The sequence below is a fragment of the Dactylosporangium sp. CA-092794 genome, from assembly GCF_050948465.1.
GTDB lineage: Bacteria > Actinomycetota > Actinomycetes > Mycobacteriales > Micromonosporaceae > Dactylosporangium.
The window spans coordinates 8,453,755-8,466,973 of the sequence record NZ_CP192044.1 but is presented as its reverse complement, the minus strand read 5'-3'; the positions used below and the strand labels follow the sequence as shown (position 1 = coordinate 8,466,973).

At 72.0% G+C, this 13,219-nt stretch carries 12 protein-coding genes; 6 read left to right on the top strand and 6 right to left on the bottom strand.

Going from position 1 to position 13,219, the window contains the following annotated elements:
- The first annotated feature begins 64 nt into the window (after window positions 1-64).
- A complete protein-coding gene (locus ACQPXD_RS36305) occupies window positions 65-2,599 on the top strand; it encodes a cation-translocating P-type ATPase (RefSeq protein WP_432826082.1) in 2,535 nt (844 codons plus the stop codon).
- Between the two features lie 21 nt (window positions 2,600-2,620).
- On the opposite strand, the gene ACQPXD_RS36300 is transcribed toward ACQPXD_RS36305, so the two are convergent.
- Both ACQPXD_RS36300 and ACQPXD_RS36295 read right to left on the bottom strand, forming a co-directional pair.
- On the bottom strand, window positions 2,621-2,923 hold the full coding sequence (locus ACQPXD_RS36300) for a hypothetical protein (RefSeq protein WP_432826080.1): 303 nt from the start codon (window positions 2,921-2,923) through the stop codon (window positions 2,621-2,623).
- A 724-nt stretch (window positions 2,924-3,647) separates the two neighbouring features.
- The gene (locus ACQPXD_RS36295) at window positions 3,648-4,196 is read right to left on the bottom strand and encodes a hypothetical protein (protein ID WP_432826078.1); all 549 of its coding nucleotides are present in this window, start codon (window positions 4,194-4,196) and stop codon (window positions 3,648-3,650) included.
- Between the two features lie 188 nt (window positions 4,197-4,384).
- Here ACQPXD_RS36295 and ACQPXD_RS36290 point away from each other — a divergent pair, with 188 nt between their 5' ends.
- From ACQPXD_RS36290 to ACQPXD_RS36270, 5 genes are all read left to right on the top strand, one after another.
- Entirely contained in the window at window positions 4,385-5,164 is a 780-nt protein-coding gene (locus ACQPXD_RS36290) for an SDR family NAD(P)-dependent oxidoreductase (protein WP_432826076.1), read from the top strand.
- Window positions 5,161-6,024, top strand: a complete 864-nt coding sequence (locus tag ACQPXD_RS36285) for an SDR family NAD(P)-dependent oxidoreductase (protein ID WP_432826074.1) — start codon at window positions 5,161-5,163, stop codon at window positions 6,022-6,024. The genes ACQPXD_RS36290 and ACQPXD_RS36285 overlap by 4 nt, the downstream gene beginning before the upstream one ends.
- Before the next feature lie 51 nt (window positions 6,025-6,075).
- A complete protein-coding gene (locus ACQPXD_RS36280) occupies window positions 6,076-7,452 on the top strand; it encodes a serine/threonine-protein kinase (RefSeq protein WP_432826072.1) in 1,377 nt (458 codons plus the stop codon).
- Window positions 7,453-7,508: 56 nt separating this feature from the next.
- Window positions 7,509-8,234 (top strand): hypothetical protein, encoded by a 726-nt coding sequence (locus ACQPXD_RS36275; RefSeq protein WP_432826070.1) that lies wholly within the window; start codon window positions 7,509-7,511, stop codon window positions 8,232-8,234.
- A gap of 160 nt (window positions 8,235-8,394) precedes the next feature.
- Window positions 8,395-9,306 (top strand): LysR family transcriptional regulator, encoded by a 912-nt coding sequence (locus ACQPXD_RS36270; protein WP_432826068.1) that lies wholly within the window; start codon window positions 8,395-8,397, stop codon window positions 9,304-9,306.
- 15 nt (window positions 9,307-9,321) lie between these two features.
- On the opposite strand, the gene ACQPXD_RS36265 is transcribed toward ACQPXD_RS36270, so the two are convergent.
- Genes ACQPXD_RS36265 through ACQPXD_RS36250 form a run of 4 tightly spaced genes read right to left on the bottom strand, consistent with a single transcriptional unit; the run spans window position 9,322 to window position 13,205 of the window.
- Window positions 9,322-10,746 (bottom strand): amidase, encoded by a 1,425-nt coding sequence (locus tag ACQPXD_RS36265; RefSeq protein WP_432826066.1) that lies wholly within the window; start codon window positions 10,744-10,746, stop codon window positions 9,322-9,324.
- Window positions 10,737-10,925 carry a hypothetical protein gene (locus ACQPXD_RS36260; protein ID WP_432826064.1) on the bottom strand — a complete coding sequence of 63 codons (189 nt, stop codon included), beginning with the start codon at window positions 10,923-10,925 and terminating at the stop codon, window positions 10,737-10,739. The genes ACQPXD_RS36265 and ACQPXD_RS36260 overlap by 10 nt, the downstream gene beginning before the upstream one ends.
- Window position 10,926: 1 nt before the next feature.
- A complete protein-coding gene (locus tag ACQPXD_RS36255) occupies window positions 10,927-12,060 on the bottom strand; it encodes a M24 family metallopeptidase (RefSeq protein ID WP_432826062.1) in 1,134 nt (377 codons plus the stop codon).
- A complete protein-coding gene (locus tag ACQPXD_RS36250; RefSeq protein WP_432826060.1) occupies window positions 12,060-13,205 on the bottom strand; it encodes a sugar ABC transporter substrate-binding protein in 1,146 nt (381 codons plus the stop codon). The genes ACQPXD_RS36255 and ACQPXD_RS36250 overlap by 1 nt, the downstream gene beginning before the upstream one ends.
- Between the last annotated feature and the right edge of the window lie 14 nt (window positions 13,206-13,219).

Below are 13,219 nucleotides of genomic sequence, written 5' to 3'. Positions count from 1 at the left end.
ATGGTCGGGGCGGAGGACCTGGACGACGACGCGGAACCCGGGCACCGGCCTGGATGAGGACAGCATGACCGAAATCGACGACACCGCGATCACGACACCCGGTTCCATCCCGGCCTGGCATGCCATCGAGGGGACCGAGGCCCTCACGGCGCTGGGCTCGACGGCACATGGTGTCGACGAGGTCGAGCGGGCCGCGCGCCGAGCCGGATACGGCGCCAACGTCGTGGGCGGAGGGCGCAAGCCGAAACGGTGGCTGCCGGAGCTCGCCGAGTCGTTCACCGAGCCGCTGCAGTTGCTGCTGATCGCCGTGGCCGCGCTGTCGGCCGTGTTCGGGGAGCTGTCGGACGCGATCGCGATCGCGGTGGTCATCGCGATCGTCGCGGTGCTGGAGACGGCCACCGAGATGCGCGCCGCCCGCTCCATCGAAGCGCTCCGGGCGATGAGCGCACCCACCGCCCGGCTGGCCGTCGCCGGCGGGGTGCGTGAGCTGGCCGCGGCCGACCTGGTGCCCGGGGACGTGGTCGTGGTCGAGGCCGGCGATGTCGTGCCGGCCGACGCGCGGGTGCTGTCGGCCCGCGGGCTGCGCGTCGACGAGTCGACGCTGACCGGCGAGTCGGTCCCGGTGGGCAAGGACCCGGCGCCGGTCGACGCCGACGCACCGCTGGCGACGCGCTCGAGCATGCTGTACTCCGGAACCGCCGTGGTCACCGGTGACGCCCGGGCGGTGGTGACCGCGACCGGCGGGCACAGCGAGCTGGGCCGGCTCGGTCGCCTGGTCGCGGAGACCAGGGAACCACCCACTCCCCTGCAGCAGGCGTTGTCGCAGCTGGCACGCACCGTGTTGGTCGTCGCGATCGCGGCCAGCATCGCGGTTCCGGTCGTCGGAGTCCTGGCCGGCCAGCAGGTTCGGGACATGCTGCTGTCCGGGCTGACGGTGGCGTTCGCGACCGTCCCGGAGGAGCTGCCGATCCTGGTCGTGGTGCTGCTCGCCGTCGGCGGCCGGCAACTGGCCCGCCGCGGCGCGCTGCTGCGCCGGCTGCGCGCCGGCGAGACCATCGGCGCCGTCAACGTCGTGGTCACCGACAAGACCGGCACGCTCACCGAGAACCAGCTGCGCCTGGTCGAGGTCATCGGAGACCGCGCCGAGGTCCTGCGCACCGCGATGGCCGCGCAGACGGCCGGCGCGACCGGACGCGAACCGATGGAGCAGCAGCTAGCCGCCGCCGCGATCGGCCTCGGCGTCACCGCCGTCGACGACGACGTCGCCGGGTACCCGTTCGACCCTCAGCGCAAGCTTGCCAGCCGAGTGCACCGCAGCGGCACCGGGTTCTCCCTGGCGGTCGCCGGCGCGCCGGAGGCGGTGCTGACCCGCTGCACCCTCGACCCGGCGCACGCGGACGAGCTGTCCGCGCTGGTGCGGCAGCGCGCCGGCCAAGGCATGCGGGTGATCGCGTTCGCCGACCGGAGCCTGACGCAACTGCCCACCGACCGGGACGCGGCCGAGACCGGCCTCCGCTACGTCGGGCTGGCGTGCTTCGCCGACCCCATCCGCCCCGGCGTCACCGAGACCGTCACCACCCTGCACACGGCCGGGGTCGAGACGATCGTGATCACCGGTGACCATCCCGCCACCGCCGCGGCCATCGCCGCGGAGGCCGGCCTGCCCAGTGGCCACCTCGTCGAACGCGGCGACCGCCTGACCGACGCGACCGACGCCGAACTCGATGCGCTGCTGACCCACGGTACCGTGATCGCCCGGGCCACCCCGGCGGTCAAGCACCGTGTCGTGCAGGCCCTGCAACGACGCGGCCAACTCGTGGCGGTCACCGGCGACGGGGCCAACGACGCCCCCGCCCTGGCCGCGGCCGACGTCGGCATCGCTCTCGGCAAGCGCGGCGCCGACCTCGCCCGCGGCGCCGCCGACCTGGTCCTCACCGACGACGCCTACCCCACCGTCGTCGCGGCGGTGGCCACCGGCCGCAACATCGGCGCGCAGCTGCGCCGCGCGGTGACGTTCTACCTCGGCGCGAAACTCGCCCTGGTCGCCGTCCTCCTCGTCGCGCTCGCCGCCGGCCTGCCCATCCCCTTCGCCCCGGTGCACATCGTGCTGCTGGAAGTGTTCATGGATCTCGGCGCGTCGGTCGCATTCGTCGCCGAACCCGCGGCGCCACGCGCGATGCACCGCCCGCCGCGCCCGGCCGGCACCCGCTTCCTCGACCGGCCCGCCGTGGCGGCGATCGGGGTCGTCGCCATCACCCTCACCGTCGCGACGCTGCCCGGCTACCTGCTGCTCGCGAACACCTCCACCGGCGCGGCCCGCGCCGCCGCCGTGCTCGGCTGGCTGGTCGGCCACGCCTTCATCGCGTGGACGTTGCGCACTCAGCCCGGCCTGTCCTGGCGCGCCAACCCGGCCTTCCCCGCGTGGGCCGGTGTCGCCGGCGCCGCCGGGCTGCTGGCCGCGCTCACCCCGGCCGGCGAACTGGTCCACCTCGCCGCGCCGTCACCGGCCGGCCTCATCGCTGTCGCCGCCGCGATCGTCGCCGCGATCCTCGCCGCGCTGGTCGCCGGCCGCGCGCTTCGCCTGCCCGACCGGCTGTGATCGCATGGGTGCTGCCGACATTCAGCCGGTGGACGGCTCCGGCAGGTCGCCCGGCCGCACGAGGCGGAGCCCTGCGACCTCCCAGTCCTCGTTGCTCGTACCACTCAGGTCCAGGTCACGAACGGCGGCGCCGGTGGCGTCATGCAGGCGTACGGAGCCGTCGGGGTGGATGGCCCAGTATCCGTCCGGCACGACGGCGACCGCCCGCGCGTCACCCGGCAGCGCGGTGCCGGTCCCGGCGTCGTGCAGGCGTACCGTCCCCGCGCCGCCGACGACCAGCCACCGCCCGTCGAGCGCGAACCGCAGCTCGGTGACGGCTTCCAAGCCGGTTCAGGCCCAGTTCCCCGGTCAGCTGCAGCCGTCCGGCCGCAGCCGCGGGCTCAGCGTCCTGACTCATCGATCGCCTCTTCTGACAGATCGTCTCGTCCTCGCCGACCAGTTGGCGGGCCCACGCCCCTCCGACGGCGCTTTCTTTCCGTGATCATGCCGAGGAGCGTCCCGAATGACGGGATATCCATGATCGTGGAGTGACGATGTACCAGGAGCGGCACTATCCCTCCGCGATCATGGGGATCCCAGCCAGCGGACGCTTCCAGCGCATGATCACGGAAGCAAAACGCCGCACCGCCCGCACGTCGCACCGCCCGCACGCCGCACCGGCCGCAGGGGTCACGAGCGCCGCGCGCGGCTGGCGGGGCCGCCGGGGGTCACGCCGCTCTGGATCGGCGGGGTTGAGCCGGCCGCTGGATCTGGCGGCGCGGGAGGGCGCGAGCCGGCGTTGGCGACGTCTGCGATGTCGGTGGTGCGCGCGCCCGGACTGGCGGTCGGAGCCGGGCTGATGTTGCGCCTTTCAAACTACTATCTTGTTTAGTAGAGTGACCGCGCGGCCGGCCCCTGGTGTGGCAACTGCGATCCGGCCGACAATGTGCGGGTCCCGCGGTCGCTCCGGGGCCCGCACCCCCTTGCGCATCCGCGCAACGCGGATGAGGGCGGCCGACACCGACCGGCCGGCAGCCACCGAGCGGGCTGTCCGGTTGGCGGGGGTGGGTCAGTCGCCGACCCAGCAGCCGAGGATCACGCTGGCGACGGCGATGCCGACGTGGTTGCGCGGCGTCTGCCTCGCACCAAGGGCGTCCGGCAGGCCACTGACGTCCACTTTCAGGACGAACCGGTCTTTGCGCACGTAGGTGGCGGTGTTGTTGACGGCGAACGCCGCGTCGCCCATGTCGGGGAATGGCACGGCGTTCGGTGCTGCGGCCTGCTGCTCGTTGAAGTACTTCGTGGCGGCCGCGGCATCCGGCAGTTCCTTCACGGACACCGGCATGACGCCGTCGGGGTACCGGTAGGTGCAGGTGAACAGCCGGTCCTGCCACGTCGAGGTGGGCGGTTGGGACGTGGTCAGACCGAGGGCCTCGGCGATGTCTTCCTGGGCCTCGACCTCGCACACCATCGCGGTCTTCGCGTCTGGCGGTCCGGTCGCCGCGGGCGCGGCGGCCCGGTCGGTGGCCGTGGCGGAGCACGCGGTCAACGCCGCGACAGTGGCGAGCAGGGCGGCGAGCGCGAGCCGCCAGCAGCGCCGACGATGGAGGTGACGCATACCGACCTCCCGGTCTGACATCGACCATCATGGTTCCGAGGCCAGATCGTAGATGCTTTCGCCGGATCGGTGTAGTGGTCAGGCGCGGGCATCGTCTTGGTCGGCCGGGGCGCGAACCTGCGAGCATTGGACAAGAAGTCGCCACGATTCGACTAACACACCGCAAGACGGTCGGGTTGTCTAGAGACATGGACAAGCAGACAGCGGGCGAGGCGGTAACCGTGGTGACCGGCGCGAGTGCCGGCATCGGGCGCAGTGCCGCCATCGAGATCGCCGCGCGCGGCATGGGCGTCGTCGTGACGTACAACTCCCGGCCCGAGGGTGCGGAGGAGACCGTCGCGATGATTCGCGACAACGGCGGCCGCGCGGCCGCGTTGCCGCTCGACATCGGACAGGGCGAAACCTTTCCCAAGTTCAAGAGCGAGCTCGCGCGCGTCCTCGGCGACGAGTGGGGCACCGACAAGATCCACGCGCTGGTCAACAACGCCGGCTTCGGCGGGGGTCGCGGGTTCGAGGAGATGACCGAGGAAGCGTTCGACCAGTACTACCGTGTGCTCCTGCGCGGGCCGTACTTCCTCACGCAGACGCTCCTGCCGCTGATTCACGACGGTGGCTCGATCGTCAACACCTCGAGCAGCTCCGTGCGGCCCGGCGGCACCGAGGCCGGCTTCTCGGGATACGCGGCGATGAAGGGCGGCCTGGTGGTCGCCTCCCGGTTCCTGGCGAGGGAGCTGAGCCCTCGGGGCATCCGCGTCAACTCGATCGCCCCGGGACCGACCCGCACTCGCATCAGCGACGACGCGTTCGAGAAGTACCCGGAGATCATCGCCGGCATCGCCGCCAAGACCGCGCTCGGCCGGTTGGGCGAGCCGGAGGACATCGGCAAGGTCATCGCGTTTCTCGTCTCGGACGACTCCGCGTGGATCACCGGGCAGGACATTCAGGTCGCCGGGGGATACGAGCTGTGAATACCCCCGGTGAGCGGTTCGGCACGGTGGTGCTCACCGGCGCTACGAGCGGCATCGGCGAGGCGACGGCCCACCGGCTGGCGGCGGTCTCCGCGACGCTCATCGTGCTCGGGCCTGAGCCTGAGGCAGGGGTACGGCAGGTTCTCACGCGGATCCACGGGTCCGGCCGCGCCGACGTCGACTACGTCAGTGCCGACTTCACCCACCTCGCCGAGGTCGTCGAGGCGGCCCGCTCGATCACGTCGCTCGCGCCGGCGATCGATCTGTTGATCAACAATGCCGGCGTGCCGGGCGCGCCGCGGCGGATCGTCACCACGGATGGATTCGAGCGGACGCTGCAGGTCAACGCCCTCGCGCCGGCGCTGCTGACCCGGCTGCTCGTTCCTGCGCTGGCCGCGGGCGCACGAATCGTGAACGTGGGGTCGTCCGCGCACCGCGTCGAGCGGTTCCACTTCGACGACATCGACCTGGAGCACGGCTACTCGCCGGTGGCGGCGTACGCACGGGCGAAGCTGGCGATGGTGACCTGGTCGACCTTGCTCGCGGAAGAACTCCGGTCGATGCCGGTCAGCGTCGTCGCGCTCTGCCCCGGCCTCAACGACACTCCGCTCAGCGCGGCGATGATGGGCAGGATCGGCGGCCCTGCCACGGGCGGCGCGGCCCGGGTCCTCCATGCCGCGGTCGCCGACGTCCCGTCCGGCTCCTACCTCGAGGACGACCGCGTCGTGTCGCCGAGCGCGGACGTCACCGATCCCTCGAACCGGGAGCGGCTCACCGCCCTCTACTGGGAGCGATTGCTGCCCTTCGCGACGGTGAGCGCAGGCAGCGGCACCGTCGAGCCGTCGTCGGAGCCTGTGTAACGCGGTGTCCACGCCGAACGCCCTTTTCCCGCAGAGGGAGAGGATGACGTCTTGGCGCAACTGCTGGTGAGTGGTCGATACCGGCTGCACGAGGTACTGGGGCGCGGCGGCATGGCCACCGTGTGGCGGGCCGACGATCTGCACCTGCAACGCCCGGTCGCGGTCAAGGTGCTCGACTCGGCCGTGCTCGCCGCGCCCGGTATGCGCGAGCACCTGGGCCGCGAGGCGCGGATCCTGGTGCGGCTGACGCACCCCAACATCGTCGCCGTGTACGACTTCGACGTCGACTCGGACACCGCCCGGCTGGTACTGGAGCTGGTCGAGGGCCCGAGCCTGGCAACCCTGCTCCGGCAAGGGGCCCTACCCGTCGAGCAGGCGGTCGGCATCGCGATCCAGGTGTGCGACGCCCTGAGCGCTGCCCACGCCGCCGGAATCCAGCACCGGGACATCAAGCCCGCCAACATCATCGTCATGCCCGGCGGTGTCGTGAAGGTCTGCGACTTCGGAATCGCCGGCTCCGAGGTGTCCACGGCGAGCGAATACGTCGCGCCGGAACGGGCCGCCGGCGCCGACGGCGACGCCCGCGCTGATCTGTACGCGCTGGGCTGCGTGCTGTACGCGATGGTGAGCGGCGGACCGCCGTTCACCGGCCGGACGCCGGTCGAGGTGCTGCAGCAGCACCTGCACGAGGTGCCCGTGCCGCCGGCCGAACTGCGCGCCGACGTACCGGCCGAACTCGACCGGCTGGTGCTCGAACTGCTCGACAAGGACCCGGCCCGGCGGCCGGAGAGTGCCGAAGCAGTGCGCCACCGCCTCGCGGCGCTGGCCGCGCAGGCGCCCGCCACAGCGCCCGGCGACCTCCCCGTCCGGATCCCGGCCACGCACCGAGCCGCCCCGGCCTGGCCGGGCCTGCGCTGGGCGCTGGTCGCCTTCGGGGTGCTGGTGCTGCTGGGTGGAATCCTGGCGGTGGTGCCGACGCTGGGCGGCTCACCGGCCAGGCCGTCGTTCCAGGCCGGCATCGGCTCTCCGGCCGCCGCGGACGATCCCGCGCCGGCCGACCCGTCGGCGCCGGTCGGCTCGCCGTCGCCGGACGCGAGCGCGCCGCCCACCACCCCGGCCCCGGCCGCCACGCCGGGTCGCGCGGCCACGCTCGCCGACCCGTACAGCAACCTCCAGGCGGTGATCGCGCAGCAGGTCAGCGCCGGCCAGCTCGCCCCGGACGCCGGTGCCGAACTCCACGACCGCCTGGAGGACGTGGCCCGCCGGCTGAGCAAGGGGCAGAGCGACGTGACCGGCCGCCTGGACCGGGTACGGCAGAGTCTGGCCGGGATGCAGCGTGACGGCAAAGTCACCAGCGGTGGCTACCAGGCGGTGTCGGCGGCGCTGGACAGGTTCGCCAACTCGCTGCCGCACTCGCAAGACGCCTGACGCCTCCATGGCCGGCGACCCGGTAGCGCCCCGGCACCGGCGCCAGGACAGCTGAGATGAGCATCCGACGTACCCGCCGCATCACCGCCGCCACCGCCGAGCGCCTGCTCGCCGGTGCCGGTGGCGACCGCGTTGACGACGAGCACCGGGCGCTGGCCGCCGTGCTCGCCGCCTCGGCCGGCCCGGCCCGGCCGGCCGAGCTCACCGGCCTGCACGAGGCCGTGGCCGGGTTCCGGGCCGCTCAGCTTCATCGCGTCCCGGCTCCACGGAGACCATCAGTGATCAAGACTGCACTGGTCAAGCCGCTCACCGTCAAGGCCGCCGCGGTCGCGGTGGTCGTGGTCGGCGCCGGCGGCGTGGCCCTGGCCGCCACCACCGGTGCGCTGCCCAACCCGTTCAACAGCCACGCCGGCCCCGCCGGATCGGCCGGCATCGCCGGCGCGGGCGCGTCGGCCCGCCCGTCGGTGCCGGGTCACGGCCCGTCCAGCGCCGGCCCGTCACCGTCGCTGGTCGGGCTGTGCCACGCCTACACCGCCGGCGCCGATCACGGCAAGGCCCTCGACAATCCCGCCTTCAGCGCCCTGATCACCGCCGCCGACGGCAAGGACAAGGTCGACGCGTACTGCACCAGGCTCCTGGCCGCCTCCCCGAGCGAGGGCGCCCACCCGACCGGCGCCGTCGGCGACCACCCGGGCGGCGCCCCCACGAGCCACCAGGCCGGCCCCGCCGCGCACCCGACCGGCCGCCCCAGCCAGCAGCCGAGCGCCCGCGCCGGACACTGAGTCTCGCACCGGGCCCGCGGGATGCCGGGTAGCCGGCGCGGCGCCCGACGTCGACCGGGATCGCCATTCGGCGCCGAACGTGACGTCAGCGTCACATGAGTGAGACAAGATGGCCCTCACCTGCTGATACGCTCGCCGTCAGCGTGGCGGAGGTGCGTTCATGGAGTTACGGGATCTGCGCTATCTGGCTGTCCTCGGGTCGGAGTTGCACTTCGGGCGGGCGGCGGCGCGGCTGCACATGACCCAGCCCGCGCTGAGCCAGGCGCTGGCGCGGCTGGAGCGCGAGATCGGCTGCCCATTGCTGCAACGCGACACGCGCGGCGCGTCGCTCACCGAAGCCGGCCGGGTGCTGCTGGCGGAGACCGAGGGCGTGCTGCGGACCGTTGACCTCGCATGCGACCTGGCCCGGCGGGCCGGCCGGGGCGAGATCGGCGAGGTCACCATCGGGTTTGTGGACGCCGCGGTGTTCGACATCCTGCCTCCGTTGCTGCGGGCGTTCCGGCAGCGCTACCCGGCCGTCAACGTGACGAGCCGGCAGATGAAGGCGGCCGAACTGGTCGAGGGTGTGAAGGCCGGCCAGCTCGATCTGGCCATCACCCGCCGTGACGGCTCCGGCGACGAGGTCGAATATCTGCCGCTGCGCCGCGAGCGCCTGGGGCTGGCCGTCAGCCTCGCCAACCCGCTGGCGAGCGCGCCCGACGTCGCGGTGGCCGACCTCGCCGCCGAGCAGTTCATCATCCCGGTCATCGAGGGCGTGCCCAGCCTGCACGGGTTATGGCTGGACCTGTGTCACGACGCCGGGTTCGAGCCACACATCTCCGCGCACATCTCATCGATCCAGGTGCTGATCGAGCTGATCGCCAACGACATCGGCGTCGCGTTCGCCGCCGAGTCGTGGACGCACAACACCCCGGGCGTCGTCGTCAAACCCCTTCGCGGGACGAACGAGTACATCGAGGTCGGCGTCGCCTACCGGCCCAGGCAGCTGCCCGGCGCGGCCCGCAACCTGCTGGAGATGGCGCTGCGCATGGCCGAACGGCGGGAGCCGGGCGGTCTGCCCGGCGCCGCGTGAGTGGTGACGCGCGCGTCACAGCGCCGGATGGTGTTCGTGCCAGTCCGTCGCTTCCTGGTACGCGTGCCCGATACGGAACAGTTCCGGTTCGCCGAACGGCCGGCCGTACAGCTGCATGCCGACCGGCTTGGTGTCCCGGTCGAAGCCGACGGGCACCGACAGCGACGGCACGCCCACCACATTGGCCAGGAAGTTGTGGTGGATGAAGCTCGACGTCGCGGCCTCGCCGGAGTCGGTCAGGTCCACGTCCAGCTGCTCCACCGGCATCGTCGTGACCGGCAGCGTCGGCGCCGCGAGCGCGTCCAGCTGGTACGCCTCGAACGCGGCCCGGTAGCTTCGCTGCACGACCCGGCGAACTTTCTGGGCCCGCACGTAGGCGGTCGCGAGCACCAGCTCGCCCAGCTCCAGCATGGCCCGCACGCCCGGGGTGTACAGGTCGCCGCGTTCGCGCAGGTACCGCTGGTGCCACTCGCTGGTGTCGCCGAGCAGCACCGCCATGCCGGCCGGAACGGCCAGGTCAAGATTGGCCACGGTGACCTCGACGATGGTCGCGCCGCGGTCGGCCAGCGTCCGGATCGCGTCGTCGACGCGGGTCCGGACGTCCTGCGCCACGGACGGGTAGAAGAAGTAGTCCCGTTCGACGCCGATGCGCACGCCCGTGAGGTCGCCGCCGAGCGCGGCCGCGTAGTCCGGCACCGGCTCGGCGATCGCGCCCTGATCGGTGTAGCCGTCCCGGTCCGGCAGGCCCGGCCCGGCGATCACGCCGAGCAGGAGCGCCACGTCACGTACGGTGCGGGCCATCGGACCGACCGTGTCGAGCGTCGGGCTCATCGGGAAGACCCCTCGCGTGCTGGTCCGGCCGTGCGTCGGCTTCAGGCCGACGATCCCGTTGACGGCGGCCGGGGCGCGCACCGAGCCGCCCGTGTCGGTACCGATGGCCGCGTATGCGGTTCCGGCGGCCAGCGCCACGCCCGATCCGGCGCTCGAACCGCCCGGGTAGCAATCCGTCGCCCAGGCGTTGCGGGTCGGCGGCTTGTCCTGCCCGTACGCGAACTCGTGGGTGACCGTCTTGCCGACGATCACGGCGCCGCCGGCGCGGAGCTTGGCCACCACGACCGCGTCGTCGTCGGGGACGTAGCCCTCGATGACGCGCGACCCGGCCGACGTCGGGTGCCCGGCCGTGCGCAGCAGGTCCTTGACGCCGACCGGTATGCCCTGCAGCGGACCCCGGTCCACGCCGGCCGCGAAGTCGCGGTCGGCGGCACGGGCGGCTTCCAGCGCGCTGTCGGTCATGAGCGACGCGTACGCGTGCAGGACCGGATCGGTCGTGCCGATCCGGGCGAGCGTCGCCTCGGTCAGCTCGACCGAGGTGACCTCGCGGTTGCGCAGCATCGCGCCGGCCTCGGCGACGGTCTTCCAGCAGAGGTCGGTCATACCCATCGGGGATCCATCGAGGTGATCGGCGGGACATCGTCGTACGGCAGAGCCCGCAGCGTGGCGGCCATCTCCACCTGATTGCGCAGGACGTCCAGGAGCGCGGGCATGTCGCCGGCCGGCACGTCGACCGCCGCCAGGCGGGCGATCGACGTGACCAGCGCGGCGTCGAGATCGAGCTCCACGTCACGCCCCGATCCGCAGCAGGCCGCTCTGCGGCTGCGTGAGCAGGCGGAAACCGTCTTCGGTGACGACGGCCAGGTCCTCGACGTGGTAGCACTCGCGGCGCTCGGCCGACTTGAACATCGGCTCGACGTTGAGCACCATTCCGGCCTGCAGCGGCGCGTGGTTGCCCGGGTGCAGGATCGGGAACTCGTGCAGGCCGATGCCGATGCCGTGACCGACGTGCGGCATGGTGAACTTCATGCCGCGCCGCTCGAATTCGGCGGCCACGGCGTGGAACACGTCCGAGGCCGGTCGGCCGGGCTCCAGTACCGCGAATCCGGCCGCCTGGCAGGCGAGCAGATCCTGCAGGATCGACTCCTGCTCGTCGACCGGCTCGCCGATGACGCCGGTGCGGGCCAGGTCGGAGTTCATCAGCTCGTAGAAGCGGCCGCCGAGGTCGATGCGCCACAGCTCGCCTTCGACCAGCCTCCGGTCGATCGGCTCCACATGCGCGCCGAGCGCCCGCTCGCCGGTGCCGAAGAACGTGAACACCGGCATGCCGCCCGAGGTGTACATGTGCGAGCCGATCCGCGCGCACAGCTCCTGCTCGGTCTGCCCGGCGCCGGTCGCGGCCACGCCGGCGAGCACCGAGTCGAGCGTGCGCTGGCCGGCGGCCTGCAGCATGCCGATCTCGTCGCCGGACTTGACGGTCTGCGTCTCCTCGACCGGGTCGTCGATCTCCACGATCTCGACGGCCGGCAGCGCCCGGGCCAGGATGCCGGCGCTGCGCGCGGGCAGGCGGCGGCTCTCGACGCCGATCCGGCCGCTCGTCACTCCCCGGTCGATGAGCGCCTTGGCCAGCGTCTCCGTCGGGTCGTCGACGAACTCGACGAACTCCAGGATCTCGGGGATGTCGGTCTGGGTGCGCACCATCGACGCCTCGATGTCGCAGACGATCATCGCGGCCGAGCCGTCGTCGAAGCAGAGACAGAACGCCAGCCGGTCGGGCAGGCTGACCTGGGTCAGGATGTTCGTGCCGGCGAAGTACGACACCGCCTGGTACGAGTTGAGCGCGATGACGCGCAGTCCCTTGTCGCGCAACGATTCGGCGAGCGCCGCCCGCTGCGCGGCCCGGTTGCTCGGTTCCGTCGGCATCAGTTCAGCCCCTCCACGTTCGCGTATTTCTGCAGAATGCCGTACTTGGCCAGGTACTGGTTGTTGTCCACGAGCGGCGGCAGCATCTTCACGGTGGTGTTGTCGTCGTTGTAGTACTTCTGCACCGTGTCCTTCGTGAGCATCACCTGCGGCGCCGACGTCAGCGGCGGCGGTGTGACGCCCTGCGTGATGGCGACCGCCTCGGACAGCACGTAGACGCCCCACTGCTGGATGAACAGCGCGCCCTCGACCAGCCAGTTCGGGTCGGTGCGCAGCGCGGCGAGGGCGTCCGGGGTGGCGCCGAGGCCGCCGGTGAGGACCCGGTCGCCGAAGCCGGCCTGCTTGAGCGAGCGGTAGGCGCCGAGGTTGCAGTCGTCGTCGCTGCCGTACAACAGGATGTTGTTGCCCTTCGGAATGCTGCCGATCACGTTCTGCATGGCCTGGTACGCGCCATCCAGCGTGGACTTGCAGTCGATCTGGATGCCGTTCGTGCCGCCGATCGTCGTGGTGGACGCGGTGATCTCGTCCGGCTGGACCTGCTTGAAACCGGACAGCTGCTGGGCCGCCTGGACGTAGAAGTAGCGCGGGCCGTCGTTCACCTCGGTGCCGTTCGCGGCCGCGATCACCATCACCACGGTGGTGTTGGAGCCGTTCCAGCCGCGCTTCTGCGCCTCGGGAACGATCACCTTGGCGGCGTCCAGGCCCATGTCCTTGTTGGACAGGTTGAACCAGGCGCAGCCGGGGATCTGCTGATTGACCGCGAGGCACGGGACCTTGTTTCGGGTGTACTGCTGGCCGACGGCCGCCCCGACGCCGACGACGGTGTTCCAGTCGATGGCGATGTCCGGCTTGGTCTGCACGATCAGCCCGGCGTTGTTGAGCGCGGTCGGACCGTCCAGGTTGTTGTCGTACCGCTTGATCTTGATGCCGAGTTTGGTGGCGTTGTCGACGACGCCGTCACCGACTGTCTTGAAGATGCCGACGGAGTCGCCGGCGCTCGCGTACGCGATGGTCAACTTGCTGTAGTCGGTCGTGCCGCCGCTCGCCGGGGCCGCGGGCGTGTCGGAGCCGGAGCTGGAGCCGCAGGCGGCGATCAGCAGTCCGGCGGTCGCGACCGTGACGGCGAACCGAGGTCTCATATGCATGACAAATCCTTCCG

Bases quoted from the DNA above. Each gene is read 5' to 3' on its own strand.
- ACQPXD_RS36305 (WP_432826082.1), top strand. From the start codon at position 65: ATGACCGAAATCGACGACACCGCGATCACGACACCCGGTTCCATCCCG.
- ACQPXD_RS36295 (WP_432826078.1), bottom strand. From the start codon at position 4,196: ATGCGTCACCTCCATCGTCGGCGCTGCTGGCGGCTCGCGCTCGCCGCC.
- ACQPXD_RS36290 (WP_432826076.1), top strand. From the start codon at position 4,385: ATGGACAAGCAGACAGCGGGCGAGGCGGTAACCGTGGTGACCGGCGCG.
- ACQPXD_RS36275 (WP_432826070.1), top strand. From the start codon at position 7,509: ATGAGCATCCGACGTACCCGCCGCATCACCGCCGCCACCGCCGAGCGC.
- ACQPXD_RS36270 (WP_432826068.1), top strand. From the start codon at position 8,395: ATGGAGTTACGGGATCTGCGCTATCTGGCTGTCCTCGGGTCGGAGTTG.
- ACQPXD_RS36265 (WP_432826066.1), bottom strand. From the start codon at position 10,746: ATGGGTATGACCGACCTCTGCTGGAAGACCGTCGCCGAGGCCGGCGCG.
- ACQPXD_RS36255 (WP_432826062.1), bottom strand. From the start codon at position 12,060: ATGCCGACGGAACCGAGCAACCGGGCCGCGCAGCGGGCGGCGCTCGCC.
- ACQPXD_RS36250 (WP_432826060.1), bottom strand. From the start codon at position 13,205: ATGCATATGAGACCTCGGTTCGCCGTCACGGTCGCGACCGCCGGACTG.